Origin of the sequence: Nocardia sp. NPDC050408 (assembly GCF_044458905.1) — a bacterium.
Lineage (GTDB): Bacteria > Actinomycetota > Actinomycetes > Mycobacteriales > Mycobacteriaceae > Nocardia.
On the sequence record NZ_JBITIL010000024.1, the window covers coordinates 62,381 to 81,028 of the forward strand.

The 18,648-nt window shown below is 65.9% G+C and carries 13 protein-coding genes; 6 read left to right on the forward strand and 7 right to left on the reverse strand.

Annotated features, from left to right (window positions below; genetic code table 11):
• Nucleotides 1–86: 86 nt before the first annotated feature.
• Nucleotides 87–911: a MerR family transcriptional regulator gene (locus tag ACIBJI_RS38010; RefSeq protein WP_364358384.1), complete on the forward strand. Its 825-nt coding sequence runs from the start codon at nucleotides 87–89 to the stop codon at nucleotides 909–911.
• A complete protein-coding gene (locus tag ACIBJI_RS38015; RefSeq protein ID WP_396957974.1) occupies nucleotides 908–1,258 on the forward strand; it encodes a VOC family protein in 351 nt (116 codons plus the stop codon). The genes ACIBJI_RS38010 and ACIBJI_RS38015 overlap by 4 nt, the downstream gene beginning before the upstream one ends.
• Nucleotides 1,259–1,311: 53 nt before the next feature.
• Here ACIBJI_RS38015 and ACIBJI_RS38020 read toward each other — a convergent pair whose 3' ends face one another.
• Complete coding sequence (locus ACIBJI_RS38020; protein WP_364358390.1) at nucleotides 1,312–1,746, reverse strand: SRPBCC family protein; 435 nt, start codon at nucleotides 1,744–1,746, stop codon at nucleotides 1,312–1,314.
• Between the two features lie 429 nt (nucleotides 1,747–2,175).
• Between ACIBJI_RS38020 and ACIBJI_RS38025 the strand changes: the two genes are divergently transcribed.
• Together ACIBJI_RS38025 and ACIBJI_RS38030 are read left to right on the forward strand one after the other, a co-directional pair.
• Nucleotides 2,176–3,540 (forward strand): FAD-binding oxidoreductase, encoded by a 1,365-nt coding sequence (locus ACIBJI_RS38025; RefSeq protein ID WP_397087986.1) that lies wholly within the window; start codon nucleotides 2,176–2,178, stop codon nucleotides 3,538–3,540.
• Nucleotides 3,537–4,853 (forward strand): class I SAM-dependent methyltransferase, encoded by a 1,317-nt coding sequence (locus ACIBJI_RS38030; protein ID WP_364358396.1) that lies wholly within the window; start codon nucleotides 3,537–3,539, stop codon nucleotides 4,851–4,853. The genes ACIBJI_RS38025 and ACIBJI_RS38030 overlap by 4 nt, the downstream gene beginning before the upstream one ends.
• A gap of 22 nt (nucleotides 4,854–4,875) precedes the next feature.
• On the opposite strand, the gene ACIBJI_RS38035 is transcribed toward ACIBJI_RS38030, so the two are convergent.
• From ACIBJI_RS38035 to ACIBJI_RS38045, 3 genes are all read right to left on the reverse strand, one after another.
• Entirely contained in the window at nucleotides 4,876–8,460 is a 3,585-nt protein-coding gene (locus ACIBJI_RS38035) for a protein kinase (RefSeq protein WP_396957977.1), read from the reverse strand.
• Nucleotides 8,461–8,625: 165 nt separating this feature from the next.
• Entirely contained in the window at nucleotides 8,626–9,237 is a 612-nt protein-coding gene (locus ACIBJI_RS38040; RefSeq protein ID WP_396957979.1) for an SgcJ/EcaC family oxidoreductase, read from the reverse strand.
• A gap of 26 nt (nucleotides 9,238–9,263) precedes the next feature.
• On the reverse strand, nucleotides 9,264–9,704 hold the full coding sequence (locus ACIBJI_RS38045; protein WP_364358405.1) for an SgcJ/EcaC family oxidoreductase: 441 nt from the start codon (nucleotides 9,702–9,704) through the stop codon (nucleotides 9,264–9,266).
• A gap of 92 nt (nucleotides 9,705–9,796) precedes the next feature.
• Here ACIBJI_RS38045 and ACIBJI_RS38050 point away from each other — a divergent pair, with 92 nt between their 5' ends.
• Nucleotides 9,797–10,249 carry a MarR family winged helix-turn-helix transcriptional regulator gene (locus ACIBJI_RS38050; RefSeq protein ID WP_397087967.1) on the forward strand — a complete coding sequence of 151 codons (453 nt, stop codon included), beginning with the start codon at nucleotides 9,797–9,799 and terminating at the stop codon, nucleotides 10,247–10,249.
• A gap of 211 nt (nucleotides 10,250–10,460) precedes the next feature.
• Here the strand turns inward: ACIBJI_RS38050 and ACIBJI_RS38055 are convergent, their stop codons facing one another.
• From ACIBJI_RS38055 to ACIBJI_RS38065, 3 genes are all read right to left on the reverse strand, one after another.
• Nucleotides 10,461–12,611 (reverse strand): 3-hydroxyacyl-CoA dehydrogenase NAD-binding domain-containing protein, encoded by a 2,151-nt coding sequence (locus tag ACIBJI_RS38055; RefSeq protein WP_364358411.1) that lies wholly within the window; start codon nucleotides 12,609–12,611, stop codon nucleotides 10,461–10,463.
• A gap of 103 nt (nucleotides 12,612–12,714) precedes the next feature.
• Nucleotides 12,715–13,929, reverse strand: a complete 1,215-nt coding sequence (locus ACIBJI_RS38060) for an acetyl-CoA C-acetyltransferase (protein ID WP_364358414.1) — start codon at nucleotides 13,927–13,929, stop codon at nucleotides 12,715–12,717.
• A 255-nt stretch (nucleotides 13,930–14,184) separates the two neighbouring features.
• Nucleotides 14,185–17,337, reverse strand: coding sequence for a DNA polymerase III subunit gamma and tau (locus ACIBJI_RS38065; RefSeq protein ID WP_397087969.1), 3,153 nt, complete (start codon nucleotides 17,335–17,337; stop codon nucleotides 14,185–14,187).
• 467 nt (nucleotides 17,338–17,804) lie between these two features.
• On the opposite strand from ACIBJI_RS38065, the gene ACIBJI_RS38070 reads away from it, so the two are divergent.
• On the forward strand, nucleotides 17,805–18,629 hold the full coding sequence (locus tag ACIBJI_RS38070) for a hypothetical protein (protein ID WP_364358417.1): 825 nt from the start codon (nucleotides 17,805–17,807) through the stop codon (nucleotides 18,627–18,629).
• The last annotated feature ends 19 nt before the right edge of the window (nucleotides 18,630–18,648 follow it).

Sequence of the window (18,648 nt, forward strand, 5' to 3'; positions counted from 1 at the left end):
GGATATCGCATACGTCCGATTGCCGTCCGGCACGACATTCGCGGGTTGTTGACTCTCCCCTTGCTGGAGAGTGTTCGCTGGGAGGTATGACAGTGACGGTCTCGATCGGGGAGTTCGCCAGATTGACCTACCTCAGTGTGAAGACGCTGCGGTACTACCACGAGGTCGAGCTGCTCGAACCGGTCGCGATCGATGCGGGGTCGGGGTATCGGCGGTATTCGGTGAATCAAGTTGCGCAGGCGCATCTGATCCGGCGGCTGCGGGGGCTGGATATGCCGCTGCCGCAGATCAAGGCGGTGTTGGCGGCGCCGGATACCGAAACCCGGGATGCCGCATTGCGCGCACATCTCGAACGTATGGAGGCGGAGTTGCGGCGCACGCAGTCGGTGGTTGCTTCGCTGCGGTCGCTGCTCACCCAGGCCGCGCCGCTCACCGTCGAATACCGGTCGATCGCGGCCTTTCCGGCGCTCGCGTATGTCGATTCGGTGAGCAAGGATGCACTCGATGGTTGGTGCGCGGCCGCGTATCAGCTGTTGCACGAGACGCTGGCCGCGGCGCATATCGCGCCCGCCGGTGTCGACGGCGCCACCTATTCGATGGAGTTCTTCGAGAACGACGGGGGCGAGGTCGCCGCGTTCGTGCCCATACAGGCCGCCGCACGGATCGCCTTACCGAGCGAACTCTCGATCATCGAACTGCCCGCGCGCCGCTTCGCGATCGCCGTGCACTCCGGCCCGTTCGACGATTTCGACCGCACCTATGGCGCCCTCGGCAGCCACGTCGCCGAATACGACACCTCGCTCGCCGAACCCGTCCGTGAGCTGTACGTCCTCGGCCCGGGCCAAATCGAGGACCCCAACGCCTACCGCACCGAAGTCTGCTGGCCCATCAAACAGGGAGAACCGCAATGACACTCACGATCGGGCATATCACTTTCGACTGTGCCGATGCCGCGACGCTGGCCGGTTTCTGGTCCGAGCTGTTGAATCGCCGGCTGGACGAGAACGCCAGCCCGGAGTTCGCCACGGTCGGAACGGCCGAAGGCGTTGCGCCGGTGCTGATGTTCATCCAGGTGCCGGATAAGACGCCCGGCAAGAATGTGATTCACCTGGATCTGAAGGCCGCGGACCGGCGCGGACAGGTCGATCGCGCGATCGGCCTCGGCGCCGAGCACATCGGCGATTTCGACGAGTACGGCACGCAATGGACGACACTGGCCGATCCGGAGGGCAATCTCTTCGATATCGCGGCCGGATAAAGGAAGCCGGATAATGGAAAAGGCCCGACTCGTGTCGGGCCTTTCCGGCTATCTCAGGCGAGTTCGCGCTGCAGGTTCGCAAGCACCTCGGCCTGAATCTTCTTCAGCCCCAATGGCGCGAAGATCCCCTCGAAGATCCCCGCGATACCGCCCGCACCCTTCCACGACGTACGCAGCGTGACCTGCGAACCGGTACCGTCCGGCGTCACCGTCCAGGTGTTCACCAGCGTCGAATTCGAATCACGTTCGGTCACGATGGAATCCGATACCGACACGACCGCGTGCACGTTGCGGGAACGCTTTTCGGTCGCCTGCAAGGTCCATTCGGCGACGGTGCCCGCGCCCTGACCACCCTCGACCACCTTGTAGTCGCGGTAGTGCGCGGAGAGGATGCGCGGACGCACCTTCTCGTAATCCGCGATGGCCTCGAGTGCGCGCTGCGGATCCGCCTCGACGGCGATCGAACTGCTGGCGCTGACCTGTCCCACGATGAGCTCCTTGTCCGGCTACTGATCTTTTCGAGCGACGTACACGCAATCGCTACGGTTGCCTCCTATCCTGCCCTGTCGCCACCGCTTCGTGGAGCCCAGGGCGGTCCGCGCGCCGCGATGTTGATCACCGCGCGCCGACCCGTCCGCACTGTTAGGCTTCCCGATCAGATTGCGCCGGAGGGGATCCATGCAATACATCGTGCGAATCGGGTGTTCGAAACCGCCCGGATCACCGCCGGACTGACACGGCGAGTCCTGGGTATTCCCGATGCAACAGAAGCGTGACATTTATCCCTCGTCGGTGACCTTGCAGTGGCTTGTGTTACCGGTGCGTACTAGCGTCGAGGAGTGGCAGTGAGTCTGTTGGGGAAGGCCGGAGACGCATCGGCCGCACACGAATCAGGGTTCGCCGCGCATCGAGCGGGGATGGACCGGCTGTTGGCCAGTTACCGCGCGATACCCGCGAACGCCAACGTGCGACTGGCCAAGAAGACCTCGAATCTGTTCCGGGCCAGGGCCAAGAACACCGCCCCCGGCCTGGATGTTTCCGGGCTCGCCAAGGTAATCACGGTGGACGCCGAGGCCAAGACCGCCGACGTCGCCGGAATGACGACCTACGAGGATCTGGTAGCCGCGACATTGCCCTACGGGCTCGCCCCGCTGGTGGTGCCGCAGCTCAAGACGATCACCCTCGGCGGCGCGGTCACCGGCCTCGGCATCGAATCCACCTCGTTCCGCAGCGGTCTGCCGCACGAGTCGGTGCTGGAGATGGATGTGCTGACCGGGGCGGGCGAGATCATCACCGCGACACCGGATGGCGAGCACGCAGACCTGTTCCGCGGCTTTGCGAACTCCTACGGCACTCTCGGCTATTCGGTCCGCCTGAAGATCGAACTGGAGACCGTCCAGCCCTATGTGGCGCTGCGCCATGTCCGATTCCACGACCTGCGCGAGTTGGAGTCCACCCTCGCCCGGATCGTCACGGACAAGACCTACGACGGTGAGCGCGTCGACTATCTCGACGGTGTGGTCTTCACCGCCGAGGAAAGCTATCTGACGCTGGGCCGTCAGACCGACGAACCCGGCCCGGTCAGCGACTACACCGGCATGGACATCTACTACCGGTCCATCCAGCACGATTCCGACCGGCCCAAACGCGACCGGCTGACCATCTACGACTATCTCTGGCGCTGGGACACCGACTGGTTCTGGTGCTCACGCGCCTTCGGCACACAGAACCCGAAGATCCGGCGGTTCTGGCCGAAGCGCTACCGGCGCAGCAGCTTCTATTGGAAGCTCATCGCACTCGATCACAAGTACAACATCGGCGACAAACTGGAGGCCCGCCAGGGCAATCCGCCGCGTGAGCGTGTAGTGCAGGACATCGAAGTCCCGGTCGAGCGGACCGCGGATTTCGTCGAATGGTTCCTGCGCGAAATTCCGATCGAACCGATCTGGCTGTGCCCGCTGCGACTGCGCGAGAACCGCGCATCGAGCGCGGGGCGTCCATGGCCGCTGTATCCGCTGCAGCCGAACCGTACCTACGTCAATGTCGGATTCTGGTCCGCGGTGCCGACCGTCGCAGGTCAGCAGGAGGGTAAGGCCAACCGCGCGATCGAGCAGACCGTCACCGAGTTCGACGGGCACAAATCCCTGTACTCGGATTCGTACTACGGCAAGGATGAATTCGCGGCCCTGTACGGCGGCGAGATCTACACCGATTTGAAGAAGCGCTACGACCCGGACCAGCGACTGCTGGATTTGTATTCGAAGGCGGTGCAACGCAAATGACTACATTCAAGGACCGTTCCGATGTCTTCGCGGACCTCGGGACAAAACTCAGCATTGCCGAGATCTTCGAGATCCTCGTCGACGGCGAGGTGCCGATCCGGCTGACCGCATACGATGGCAGCGCGACCGGACCGGAGGACTCGAAGTACGCGCTGGAGATCAAGACCCCACGCGGCATCAACTATCTGGCGACCGCGCCCGGTGATCTCGGCATGGCCCGCGCCTACATCTCCGGCGATATGACCGCCACCGGCGTGCACCCCGGCGACCCGTACGACATCCTCAGGGCAATGGACGGGCTGAAGTTCCGTCGTCCGTCGGCGCTCGCATTGGTCACCATCGCCCGGTCGCTCGGGTGGGAGCGGCTCAAGCCGATCGCGCCGCCGCCACAGGAAACACTGCCGCGCTGGCGCCGGATCGCGCTGGAGGGCCTGCGGCACTCCAAGACTCGCGATGCCGAGGCCATCCACCACCACTACGACGTCTCCAACACCTTCTACGAATACGTCCTCGGCCCCTCGATGACCTACACCTGCGCGGCCTACGGTGATGAGAGCTGGACGCTGGAGCAGGCTCAGGAGAACAAATACCGTCTGGTCTTCGACAAGCTGCGGCTGAAGGAGGGCGACCGGCTGCTCGATATCGGCTGCGGCTGGGGCGGCATGGTGCGCTACGCGGCCAAGCGCGGCGTCAAGGTCATCGGCGCGACACTATCCGCGGAACAGGCCGAATGGGCACAGCAGAAGATCGCCGAACAGGGCCTGTCCGATCTCGCCGAGGTGCGGCATTCCGATTACCGCGATATCCCGGAGGCCGGCTTCGATGCCGTCTCCTCGATCGGGTTGACCGAGCACATCGGGGTGCACAACTACCCGTTCTACTTCGACTACATCAAGAGCAAGCTGCGCGACGGCGGCCTGTTCCTGAACCACTGCATCACCAGACCCGACAACACCCGGACCACCAAGGCCGGTGACTTCATCGACCGCTACGTCTTCCCGGACGGCGAACTGATCGGCTCGGGCCGGATCATCTCCGAGATCCAGAATGTCGGCCTCGAGGTGATGCACGAGGAGAACCTGCGCGAGCATTACGCGCTCACGCTGCACGAATGGTGTAAGAATCTGGTCGCCAACTGGGATGCCTGCGTCGAAGAAGTCGGCGAGGGCACCGCGAAGGTGTGGGGCCTGTACATGGCCGGTTGCCGACTCGGCTTCCAGCGCAATGTGGTTCAGCTGCACCAGGTGCTCGGCGTCAAGCTCGGACCGAACGGCGAATCGGGTCTGCCGTTGCGTCCGTGGTGGCAGCCGTAAGCAGCGACCGATACTGCCCGTCCTAGCCCAGGAGTTCATCCAGGAATAGGGCGGGCAGCGTCGTTTCGCCGGGTTGTCCCGGCGTCGCGCGCATTTCGGTGCGCAGCACCCGCAGGATGCCGAGCACACCGGGTCCCGCATCCAGAAGCGGCATAGTCCAACCGTGTTCGGCGCAGGTTGCCGCCGCTGGCAGCAGCAGTCCGGTGGCCTCGCCGACCCAGCCGGAGGCCGCCAGACATTCGGCCAGCAGCAGTACGGTATCCAATTCCGCACGGGACCGGTGCTGCTCGACCATGCGAGCATGGAGTGCGCGAGCTCGACGCACCGCGCGATCATCGGCGCGCAGCTGACGCTCGGACAGCAGTGCGCGGATCGCGGCGATCTCCTCCGCCTCCGCTGCCAGCGCCGCCGCGCCCGTCATCCGATGGGCCTGGTGGATGGTTCCGGAGATATCCGATTCGTATCCGGTCGCGGCGTCGGCGACCCGCCGGGCCGCGGTATCGGTCAGCAGTCCCAGGCGCAGCCGCTCGGCGCGTATATGCGCGGCGAGCCGAATCAGCCTGTTATCAGCGGCGATTCGATCACCCTCGTCGAGCCGGGCGGTGGCGGTATACAGATCGCCGAGCGCGGCCTTGACCCTGGCACCGACCACGAAGGTGGAAATCAGGAAGTCCACCGGCCCGACCCGGGTGACCAGCTGATGACTCTCATCGAGCAGTCGGTCGGCGGTATCCAGATCACCCCGGCGGTAACTCATTTCCCCGAGCAGCGCCGCGGCGACCCGCACCGCATCCGAGCGCGGACCCGACCTCTCCCGTGCGGTCTCCCACGCCTGCTGGAAACAACTTGTGGCAGTGGCGATATCGAGCTGTTCATAGGCCGCGGCACCCGTGCCGCACAGTCCGAAAACCGCGCCGAGTGGATCCTTGGATCGGGCGTGATACGGCGCCGCCCATTCCTGGATTTCGCGCGCGCCGTCGAAATCGAATTCGCACAATCGCACGAAGGAGGTCAGATTCGCGGCGGTCGATACGGTCCAGGCGGGTAGTTCATCGGGTTTCTTCAAACATTCGGCAACCCGATCGAGCACACCTTCGGTGTGGTCGCGCGCGATCTGATCCGAGGCCGCGAGCACCGCGGCCTGGCAGCGCTGCCGGTCCGCATCGTCATCGGTGGACGACCCGCGCGCCAGCACATTGGACAATCGGCCCAAGGCCGCGCGCGCTGCGGCGGGCTGCTGCAGATTCACATTCGCCCTGGCCACGGCCATCAGCAGTTTGGAACGCGAAGCCACCTGCTGCACCGGCAGTTTCGAAACCGTCCCGAGCAGCGTCGCGAGGCGGGACTTATCGATCAGGTCCATGCCCCCGCTCTCGAGCAGATCCAGCGCCATCTTCAGATCCGTCGCCGCGAGCGCGTGATCGACCGACTTGCGCAGCAAATTATGTTCGGCGTACCAGCGAGCTGCCTTGCGGTGCAACGCCTTCAACTTGCTCGGATCGGCCCGCTCCAACCGCGCCCGCAGATGTTCGGCGAACAGCGGCTGCATCCGGAACCACTCGGGATCGTGCGCAATGCGCCGGACGAACAACTCGCGCTGTTCGGCCTGCTCGAGCATCGTTTCGCCGTTCGGCTCCTCCGAAAGCGCCGAGGCCAGCGAACCGCTGACCCGCTCGGTGATCGAAATCGAGGTCAGGAAGTCGAGCATCTTGGGTTCGAGGGCGTCCAGAACGTTTTCGGCGAGATACTCGCGGATGCCGTGACTGCCTTCAGCGAGATTCGCGATCAACCGATCCGGATCGACATTGCCGCGCAACGACAAACTCACCAATTGCACGGCCGCCGGCCAACCGTCGGTGGCAGCGTGGATCTGTTCGATCTGGTTATCAGTGAGCGCGAATCCGTTGCGCTGCACCAGTATTTCCTTGGTCTCCGCGGTGGTCAGGCGCAACACCGAGGAGCCTATCTCGATCAATTCGTCGTGCACCCGCATCCGACTGGTCGGCAGACCCGACTGCTCACGGCTGGTCACCACGAAGCGCAGATGGTGACATCCGTTGTCCAACAGCGCATCCATCGCCCGCCGCGCACCCGCGTCGCTGACCCGGTGCCAGTCGTCCACGATCACCACGACGGTGGTTGCGCTGGCATGGATCTCATCGATCAGCGTGGAGATGACGTAGGCGACCGCATCGGCGGGCCGTTCCTCGAGCACCTGATCCAAACCTTCGCCGATATCCGGGCGGACCCGGCGGATCGCCTGGATGAGGTGGGCCAGGAACCAGATCTCGTTATCGTCGTCCTGGTCGACGCCGAGCCAGGCCACCGGGACCCCGCCATCGGCCAGCTCATTGCGCCACTGCGCGGCCACCGTGCTCTTGCCGAATCCAGCCGGTGCGTGGATCACCGCGAGTCGGCGGCGGCCACCGGCACGCAGACTGTCGAGCAGGCGCGGGCGTGGCACCGGGTCACGGGCGGGGGTCGGCGGGCGAAATTTCGTCGCCGCCGTCGGGGGCGGGGTCGGCGCGACCGGGACCGAGTTGGCCGGATGCTGGGATACCGCGGGACGCAATGTCAATGGCCAACTGCGGCGTGCGGTGACCGCCGGTCGCGTTACCGTCACCTCGGCCGCGCTCGGATGTTCCGTCTCCTCCGGCGCGACCACCGAGGTATCCAGCAGAGCCATCTCATCGGGCATCTGATCGTGCTCGGCCTGCACCGTGCGCAGCAGCTCACCGAACTCGAAAGCCGAAGCGGGCCGGTTTCCGGGATCGGTGTGCATCGCATACTGGATGGCATCGGCAACGTCGTCGGGTATGTCGTGGCCGTGCAGATCCGGCACCGGCTGGGTGGTGATCCGCAGGAATTGCGCGACCACCTTCTCCCCCGATTGCCGTTCGAAGGCAGCATGGCCGGTCAGCAGGGCGAACAGCGTCGAGCCGAGTCCGTATACATCGGAGCGGACTGTCGGGTCCTCACCCTTTAGCACCTCCGGCGCGGTGAAGGCGGGTGAGCCGGTGATCAAACTGCTGGAGGTGCGGAAACCGCCCGGAATCCTGGCGATTCCGAAATCCGTCAGCTGCGGTTCGCCATACGCGCTGAGCAGGACATTCGCCGGTTTGACGTCCCGATGCAGAATCTGGGCCCGATGCGCGCTCTCGATCGCGCCCGCCAGTTTCACCCCGGCCCGCAGGGAATCCGCCCAGGTGAGCGGACCCTGGTCCCGAATGACCTGTTCGAGCGAACCCCGGGTGCAGAAGGGCATCACAATGAACGGCTCACCGGTCGGGGTGACATCGACCTGCAGGATGTCGACGATATTCGGATGGCCGGACAGCCGACCCATCGCCTGCTCCTCGCGCAGGAATCGTTCCCGGCTCTCGGCATCGATCTCCGAGGAGAGCACCTTGACCGCGACCACCCGGTCCAATGCGTACTGGACACAGCGGTACACCACCCCGAACCCGCCCCGGCCGATCTCGACCGCATTCGACAGGCCCATCGCCTCCAACTCGTCGACGATATCGATGGGCGCATGTCGCTGTGTGTCCGATTCGGCCGAAGTCGATTCGGCGTTTGCCTTGCCCGAACGCATCCGTGGACTCATGTGACCACCTCGAATTCACAACGAATCGGCGTCACCGGCGACCGAGAAACACACGGACATCGGACATCGCGACATCCCGCGATGTCCGATAGGTCACGCATACTCCAACGTAGCGCGGTATCAACCCGAGTGGGTGGCTTTCGAAACAGCGTGGTCCCGACCACCTCAGCGCTCGGCGATGGGCCTGGTCGCGGGATCGTAGAGAAACGAGATCCGCTCCATGACGTTCTTGCGCTGCGTGTTCTGGAACGCGGCGATCAACCAGCGACCGTCTTGGCGAACGACAGTGTAGGTCTGCGTTTTCGACAACTCCTCAGGCTGCTTCGGGTCGCCCTTATAGGTATCGCCGCGGCTGGTGACAACGGCGGTATCCGGACCGTAGAAGCGGATGCCGAGGATCGAATCGGTGAGTTCGGTGCCCTTCTTGAAGCCCTTGAACAGGGCGCGGTGCCCCTCGACGATATCGGCGCGGCCCTGGTAGTAGGTGCCGACGAAGCTGGTGTAGGTGGCGTCCTCGGTGAACAGGGCACCGTAGGCGTCGGCGTCGCCGCGACCCCAGGCGTCGGTGAGTTGGTCGAGCAGATCGCAGATTTCCCGGGCCGACTGCGGTGCGGGCGTGCTGACGGTGGTGCAGGCGGGCGTGCCGAGGTTGTGCACGTCCGAGGTCTGGTCCAGCCAGAGGTAACCGCCGCCCGCGGCGACACCGAGGGTGATGGCGGAGGCGGCGAGGACGCGGGAGACGATGCGGCGGCGATTGCGGGGCTCGGGGGCGTTCATAGCGGATCCTTTGGGGCAGTAGGAGTTCAGCGCTCGGCGGCCGGGCGGGCAGCCGGGGTGGAGAGGTAGGTAATGCGCTCCATCAGCCTGTTGCGCTTGGTGTTCTGGAAGGCGGCGATCAGCCAGCGGCCGTCGCGGCGGACCAAGGTGTAGGTCTGGGTCTTGGTGAGTTGCTTGGGCTTGCCCTTGTAGGTGTCGCCGTGGCTGTTGACCACAGCCGTATCCGGACCGTAGAAGCGAATATCGACGATGTCGTCGGCCAGCAGGGTGCCCTTCAGGACACTGCCGAACAGGGCGCGATGCGAGGCGACGATATCGGCGCGGCCGCGGTAGAGGGTGCCGAGAAAGCTTGTGTAGGTGGCGTCTTCGGTGAAGACGGTGCCGTATGCGTCGGCATCGCCGCGGCCCCATGCGTCGACCAATTCCGCGAGTACGGCCTCGATCGCCTGGGTGTCATTGCTTGTCATGATGGTCCTCCATGCTAGATTTCTTCTTAGAAGAGCTTTCTTCGTGTAAGAAGTCTCTTCGTTAAAGAAGAGATTAGAAGATGGAGGTATCCGTGTCAACACCACCGATGCGCGAGGACGCGAGTGAGGTCTACCGCCGCTATCTGAGCGCGGTCATGCTGCACGGACAGGCCGGTGCGCGCGCCGTCGACCTGGGCGCGACGGACCTCTACGCGCTGAACATCCTGGAACTCAACGGCGCCATGACGCCCGGTGAATTGGGCACCCGCAGCGGCCTGACCACCGGTCCCACCACCCGCCTCATCGATCGCCTCGAAGACGCGGGCTATGTGCGCCGCGTCCCGGTCCCCGGCGACCGCCGCAAGGTGATTGTCGAATTGATCGACAAGCCAGCCGATCTCGATGAAATCCTGGCCCCTGCCCGGCGCGCCATCGGCGAAATCATCGGCGGCTATTCACCCGAACAACGCGAGGTGCTCTTCGACTACTTCACCCGCGCCGCCGACGCGTACTACCAAGCAGCCGAGGACCTGCGCCCCAGCTGAACAAAACCCGCCGCCGTGAATTCGGTGGCGGCTTTACCTTCGGATGAACTACTGCCTGGCAGGCTAGTGCCACGATCTGGGTAACCTGCTCGGCCGAGGTTCGGACACCGGGCCGAAGTCGTTGCCCAGCGGCGCCTGCGCCCTGAAACGGCGAAAAGCCCGCCACCGCGAAATGCGGTGGCGGGCTTGCCGTTAGCGAGTTACCGCGTGACTACTTGCGCAGCGAGGCCGGGACCTCGAAACGCTCACCGTAGGTCTTGGCGAGGTAGTCGGCGCGCTCCACGAAGGCCGCCTGGCCGCCCGGGTAACCGACGATGAACTGGTGCACACCACCGGTCCAGGCCGGGTAGCCGATGCCGAAGATCGAGCCGATGTTGGCGTCGGCGGTGGTGGTCAGTACACCCTCGTCGAAGCACTTCTGGGTCTCGATCGCCTCGATGAACAGCATGCGGTCGATCAGATCCTGCAGCGGCACAGCAAAACCGGCGGTGGTCTTGAAGTGCTCGCGCAGCCCGGGCCACAGGCCGAGGCGCTTGCCGTCCTCGTCGTATTCGTAGAAACCGGCCTTGCCCAGACGACCCGGGCGGCCCTGCTCGACCAGGTAGTCGATGACATCCTGCGCCGGGTGCCGCTTCACACCGAGGGTGTTGTCACCCTTCTCGGCGGCCTCCAGGGTCTCCTTGGCGATCTTCTGCATCAGCGTCAGGTTCAGCTCGTCCGACAGCTGCAGCGGCGCGGCCGGGTAGCCCGCCTGCAGGCCCGCCTGCTCGATGGACGCGGGCTCGATGCCCTCGTTGAGCATGGCGATCGCCTCGTTGACGAAGGTGCCGATCACGCGCGAGGTGAAGAAGCCGCGGCTGTCGTTGACGACGATCGGGGTCTTCTTGATCGCGAGGGTGTAGTCGAACACCCGGGCCAGCGCCTCATCGGAGGTCTTCTCACCCTTGATGATCTCCACCAGCGGCATCTTGTCGACCGGCGAGAAGAAGTGGATGCCGATGAAGTCCTCCTGGCGCTTCACACCGGTCGCCAGACCGGTGATCGGCAGGGTGGAGGTGTTCGAACCCAGCAGCGCGTCCGGGGTGACGATGTCCTCGATCTCCTGGAACACCTTGTGCTTGAGCTCGGTGTTCTCGAAGACCGCCTCGATGACGAAGTCGACACCGGCGAAGTCGGCCGGATCCGCGGACGGCTTGATCCGGTCCAGCAGCGCCTTGGACTTCTCCTCGGTGGTCTTGCCGCGCGAGAGCGCCTTGGCCTCGATCTTCTCGGAGTAGTTCTTACCGCGCTCGGCCGCCTCGATGGTGACGTCCTTCAGCACGACCTCGTAGCCCGCCTTGGCCGAGACGTAGGCGATGCCCGCGCCCATCATGCCCGCGCCGAGCACACCGACCTTGCGGATCTCCTTCTTCGGGACATCCTTGGGCCGCGAACCGCCGTTGTTGATCGACTGCAGGTCGAAGAAGAACGCCTGGATCATGTTCTTCGCGACCGGGCCGGTCAGCAGCGAGACGAAGTAGCGCGATTCGATCAGCGACGCGTTGTCGATGTCGACCTGCGAGCCTTCGACCGCGGCCGACATGATGGCGCGCGGTGCGGGCATGTTGGTGCCCTTGAGCTGCTTGCGCAGGTTGGCCGGGAAGGCCGGGAGGTTGGCGGCGAAGGCCGGGCTGGACGGGGTGCCGCCCGGAATCTTGAAGCCCTTCTTGTCCCAGGGCTGCACGCCGCCCTCCGGGTTGGCCTTGATCCACGCCTTGGCGGCGGGCACCAGCTCCTCGACCGAGCCGACGACCTCGTTGATCAGGCCGAGTTCCTTGGCCTTGGCCGGGCGATACTTGTTGCCCTGCAGCAGGAACTGCATCAGCGCGCCCTGCAGGCCGAACATGCGCACGGTGCGGATGACACCGCCACCGGCAGGCAGCAGGCCAAGGGTCGCCTCGGGCAGGCCGAGCTGCACGCCGGGCACATCCGCGGCGATTCGGTAGTGGGTCGCCAGAGTGATCTCCAGGCCACCGCCGAGGGCGGCGCCGTTGATCGCCGAGACGACCGGCTTGCCCAGGGTCTCCAGCCGGCGCAGCGCCGACTTGATGGTGCCGAGCTCCTCCATGAGGGCCTGGCCGTCTTCCGGGCCGACCTTCATCATGTTCTTCAGGTCGCCGCCGGCGAAGAAGGTCTTCTTCGCGGAGGTGATCACCACGCCGGTGATGCTGTCCTTCTCGGCCTCGAGCCGGTCGACAGTCGCGGTCATCGACGTCTTGTACAGCTCGTTCATTGTGTTGGCGCCCTGGTTCGGGTCGTCCATCGTCAAAACGACGATGCCGTCCGAATCCTGCTCCCAACCGATCATGTTGGTCTCGCTCACAGCTCCGTGTCTCCTGTGTCTAATTGGCGGCGTTCGCGGTCCCTACGTGTACCGCCTCCGGGCCTGCGCGAACGCCGCCGTGAATTCTCAGCTGTCGGTTGGGTTAGACGCGCTCGATGATCGTGGCGACGCCCATGCCGCCACCGATGCAGAGGGTGATCAGCGCGTAGCGGCCGTTGCGGCGCTCCAGCTCGTCGACCATGGTGCCGGTGATCATCGCGCCGGTGGCACCCAGCGGGTGGCCCATCGCGATGGCGCCGCCGTTGACGTTCAGCTTCTCGTCCGGGATCTGCAGATCCTTCTGGAACTTCAGCACCACGGAGGCGAAGGCCTCGTTGATCTCGACCAGGTCGATGTCATCGAGGGTCAGGCCCGCCTTGGCCAGCGCCTTCTTGGCGGCCGGGGTGGGACCGGTCAGCATGATGGTGGAGTCGGCGCCACTGGTGGCGGTCGCGACGACGCGCGCACGCGGGGTCAGGCCGGAGGCCTTGCCCGCCTCTTCCGAACCGACCAACACCAGCGCGGCGCCGTCGACGATGCCCGAGCTGTTACCGCCGTGGTGGACGTGGTTGATCTTCTCGACGAAGTGGAACTTCTGCAGCGCCACGGCGTCGAAGCCGCCCATCTCGCCGACCACGGCGAAGGACGGGTTCAGCTTCGCCAGGTCCTCGGCGGTGGTGCCGGGACGCATGTGCTCGTCGTTGTCGAGGACGACGAGGCCGTTCTGGTCCTTGACCGGAACGATCGACTTGGCGAAGTAGCCGCCGGTGGTGGCCTTGGCGGCGAGCTCCTGCGAGCGCACGGCGTAGGCGTCCACGTCATCGCGGGAGAAGCCCTCGATGGTGGCGATCAGGTCGGCGGAGACACCCTGCGGCACGAAGTAGGTGTCGTAGTTGGTGGCCGGGTCCAGCGCCCAAGCGCCACCGTCGGAGCCCATCGGCACGCGGGACATCGACTCGACGCCACCGGCGATGACCAGGTCGTCGAAGCCGGAGCGGACCTTCTGCGCGGCAAGGTTGACGGCCTCGAGGCCGGAGGCGCAGAAGCGGTTGAGCTGGAAGCCGCCGACGGTGTCGGGCAGGGCGGCCACGGTCACGGCGGTGCGGGCGATATCGGCACCCTGGTCACCCACCGGCGCGACGACACCCAGGATCAGGTCCGAGATCCGGTCCTCGTCGAGGTTCGGGAAACGGCCGCGCAGCTCCTGGATCAGACCAACAGTCAGATCGATCGGCTTGACCGAGTGCAGCGAACCGTTCTTCTTGCCGCGTCCGCGCGGGGTGCGGATGGCCTCGTAAATGTAGGCCTCTGTGGTCATATCGGAGTGTTCCTTCCTTAAGGGTGCGGCGGCCGAACATTCGTCCGTCCATGCGAGTGACCTCGCCGATCGGGTCCGGAGACCGACCGTCCTGACGCTGTACAAAAGTCGACAAGCAGCGGCGATGACGAGTACTTGGTACACGCATGCCTGCGCATACCATAGAACTTCGCCATACCGCGGCTCGCGGCCACCCGTTCATACTACCGTCGAGTGCGAACTCCGGTTAACTTAACGTCCTGTGAACGAGGGTTGTCAACCATCCAGCCGTGTGGCACCCAGCTCACTTTTCAGCAACTCCAAGGCCACCTCATCCGGGTCGCGCCGATCCCCCGGCGCCACCGGGGTCTGCGATTCGGCCAGCATTTCCTGCTCCTCCTCCGGGGTGGAGGGCGGCGGGACGCCATCGGTCGGCCCGTAATCCATCGGGCCGGGATCATCCGGTAGATCCGGGTAATCGGGCGGCGGAATATCGTCATCGCCGCGGAACGACCGAGCGTCACCACTCGGCGCGGACCGCTGACCAGCGCCCGCCGCCGGATCGGGGGCCGCCGCCCTGGCCTGACTCGGCCGGGAGAACCGCGGCGGTGCAGGCGCATCCGAACCGCGTCCGGCCGGGTTGGCGGATTCACGTCCCGGCGCATTAGCCGCCTGCTGTCCGCCCTGACCGCGCCCCCGGCTCGTCTTCGGTGCGGCAGCCGCGGACCGAGGCGCGGCCCCGCCCGCCTCCCAGCGCACCGGATGATCGCTGCCGAGCACAGCCCGCACCGCCGACCGCACCGCCTCCACATTCCGTGGATCCGACAGCCGCTGCGCCAACGGCGCATGCTGATGCGCGAATATGATCACCTCCCCCTCGATCCGCGCCACCGACGCCCCCGACAACAACGCCTGCACCGTAGGCCCGAACTCCCGGACCTTCGCCCGAATCTCCCCCCAGGCCCCTTCCACCGCCCGCAGCAAATCCCCATCCCCTTGCCCCCCAGCCCCTTGCACCCCAGCCCCTTGCCCCCCAGCCTCCGCACCGGCCTGGTCCGCGAGACCCTGCGCACCGCTCTCCTGCGCGCGCACCTGCTGTACAGCAGCAACTTGCGCGCCGCCCTGCTGCGCCACACCACCCGGCCGCGCGAGAGCAGAAGCCGCGACCGCCCCGGTCGTCGACTCACCTACTTGCGCCGCGCCAGCTGCAGCCGGATCCGCAACACCCCCCTCCGACCGTTGCACCACATCATCGCGATCCGCCGCGACACTCGCGGCCGCCCCACCGGCCTGCTCGCCCGCACCGGCCCCGGACGCCACCCGATCCGCGGCAACCTGATCGGACTGATGATCCGAAATCGACTGCGCAGCATCTGAATTCGAAAAGTCCGCTGAATCCGCAGCCCCAGTGCGGTCGCCCTGTCGCGGTGTAGTTGTCTCGGAGACAGCCCGCGTTCCTTCCGGTTCCAGCAATCCGGCGGCAGCCGGCGAACCCGCGGCACCAGCGAACTTCGCCTCGCCGCGGCCAGGCGCGACGGCTCGATCCGCGGCTTCGACGGCCGAAGACGAGGCGGAAGCCTCTGCCTGAGCGGCATCGACCGAAACAGTGCCAGCACCCGACGAAGCATCAAGGCGTGCTTGTCCCGAAGACGCCTTCTCGACCGGTGCGCCGCTTGTCCCGGTCGCCGCATTGCCTCCGGTGGGCTGTGGCGCGCCGAGTTGTCCGGTGCTCGGTCCCCGGTCGACGTGTGTGGGATCCACACCCGTCTGCGTCTCGCCGCGCGGCGCCGTCGAATCGCCCGGCACGAAGGCGAATCCGGCCCCTGCGTCGCCTTGCCCGGCGTCCGCGCTCTGCCCGGCAGCCGAATGCTGGCTTGCGGTCGGACCCTCTGCTGTCGCCGCGGCTTGTGCTGCCGTCGAGTGCTGTGCTGCCACAGTGCCCTGTCCGACCGCCGGATCCTGCCCACCGGCAAGGCCCTCCGGATCGGCACCGCGCCCGGCAATCGACTGCTGTTCCACAGCCGCTGCACGCTCCGCAGGGAGACGCTGCCCCGGAGCTCCAGCCTGCCCAGCAGCACCAGCCTGCCCAGCAGCACTCTCGAGGCTCGCGCCTGCGCGGGTGGCGCCCTTTTCGCGGCGAGCAGCGGCGAGGAGTTCCGCACCTCGGCGGCGTGCGGGTTCATTGGACGAACGCGGCGACGTTGCGGAGGTCGGGGGTTCGGCCTGCGCCGGAGCGGCAGTGGGTGCCGCGGCGGCAGGCGGCGCGATCGCTCCGGTCGCTATGCCGCGTTCGAGGCGCTCGAGGCGTTGCAGGGTTGCGGATTCAGCATCGGAGACCGATGGGAGGAGCATGCGGGCGCAGACGATTTCGAGCAGGAGGCGGGGGGCGGTGGCGCCGCGCATTTCGCCGAGGCCCTCGTGCAGGAGTCCGGCGTGCCTGGCCAGAGTGGCCGGGCCGGCGCGTTCAGCCTGTTCGCGCATGCGGTCGAGGACATCGCCAGGGCCGGAGACCAGGCCGCGGTCGGCGGCGTCGGGGACGGCCTGCAGCAGGATCAGGTCACGCAGACGTTCCAGCAGGTCGACGGCGAAGCGGCGCGGATCGTGGCCCGCCTCCATCACGCGGTCGATGGTGCCGAACAGGGCGGCGCCATCGCTGGCGGCGAGCGCGTCGATCGCATCGTCGATCAGCGCGACGTCGGTGACGCCGAGCAACGAAACCGCCCGCGAATAGGTGACACCCTCGGGTCCGGCGCCCGCGAGGAGCTGGTCGAGCACACTCAAGCTGTCGCGCGGCGATCCACCGCCCGCGCGAATCACCAACGGGTACACCGCCTCATCGACCGGCACCTGCTCTTGCTCGCAGATCTTGCCGAGCAGTCCACGCATAGTGGCGGGCGGCAGCAGCCGAAACGGGTAGTGGTGCGTGCGCGAGCGGATGGTGGGCAGCACTTTGTCCGGCTCGGTGGTGGCGAAGATGAAGATCAGGTGGGCGGGCGGCTCCTCGACGATTTTGAGCAGCGCGTTGAACCCGGCCGTGGTGACCATATGCGCCTCGTCGACGATGAACACCCGATACCGCGACTCCGCCGGCGCGTAGAAGGCCCGATCGCGCAGTTCGCGGGTGTCGTCGACACCGCCGTGACTCGCGGCGTCCAGTTCGATCACATCGAGATTGCCCGGTCCGCCCGGCCCGAGCGCGACACAGGATGGGCAGACACCGCATGGTGTCGAGGTGGGGCCCTGCACACAGTTCAACGAGCGCGCGAGGATGCGCGCCGATGAGGTCTTGCCACAGCCCCGGGGACCGGAGAATAGATAGGCATGACTGATGCGACCGGTGTCGAGCGCGGTACTCAGCGGGTCGGTGACGTGCTCCTGACCCACCACTTCAGCGAACGTTGCCGGTCGGTACTTCCGGTACAGAGCCACGGCCAGAGGTTACCGGCGCCCACCGACAAAGCACATTCCCCTCGACCGACAGGCCGGGCGCGGCGTGCCACCGGGCGTTTCACATCATGATTGTGATGTAGATCACATGATACTCGAACCTTTGTTAGTCCCCACTGATCAGCGGCGAAGGTGGCAATGCCGGAGCAATCGAAGACCGACAACGGACGAACGACGAATTTTGGCGCCCGTCCAGTGCACTTCGCGCCGATTAGTTGAACTCACGCCCCGGTTCGAGACCCATTTGCGGATATAACGAATCAATCAACCAGCATGACATCTACGCAATCGCCTGGCTACCGTGGTTATCGGCAACTTCGGTAGCCAAACCTTCATCAGGTTGGTGGCCCCGGCCGGTCCCTCATCCCGACCGGGGCACAACCTGAGCCCACAATTTCCCGGCGCTTTTCCGCCGACTCACACCACTTTCACCGGAGGAAATTTCCACCGTGCCGTCGTGTGACGACATCGCCGCCGCCTGGCTTTCGAGCACCGATTTCGCCGACGACCATGCCGCCGTCGACCTGCTCAGCCGGGCGATCAGCCCCCAGGACTTCGCGATCAAGCGCGATTCGCTACCGGTGGCCGCAGCCGCCGATCCGTCGACCGCCGCCGCCATCCTCGAGCTACTGGAACGCGGCCAGGTGCCGACCATGGCGGCGATCCGCACCCTCACGGCGCAGAACGAGATGCGCCGGGAGGCCGAACGCATCGAACGCCTCGGCCGCCGCGCTCAGCGCAGCATCGATGACTTCGGCCGCATACTGGCCCGGCTGGCCGAGGACCATTGGATCGCGCACGGCACCGGCCCGACCCGACGCGACGTACTGCAGTCCGAACCGGTGATGGCGCTGATCCGCGACCGGATCGGCGATATCGCGCCGACCGCGGTGAAACATCTCTGGTTGATCGAGCGCGCACAGCGCGCAGGCTGGATCGCCTCTGATGCGAGTCCCGGATCCCTCTGCGCCGCACGACGCTTCTACTCCGCGAAGTACGGCAACCGGGTCTCGCTGCGACCGGTCAATACGATCGGCACGATCGTGGCGACCTACCTGCGCGATTATCTGGCCGAAAACGACCGCCCGCCGCGCTGGTCCACCCTCGCCCACGACCTGCGCGACGACCGCGGCCGCCGGATCTTCCACGACACCGCCGACGCGCGCATCCAGCGCCGGTGGCTCACCACCGCCGAATGGATGGCCGAGCGCGAGGACCTGCCGGTGCCCGGACGGCGCGGCCTGCGCGCCTTGGCAAAGAAGGCGCGGCGCTGAACTGTCTGGGCCGATAATC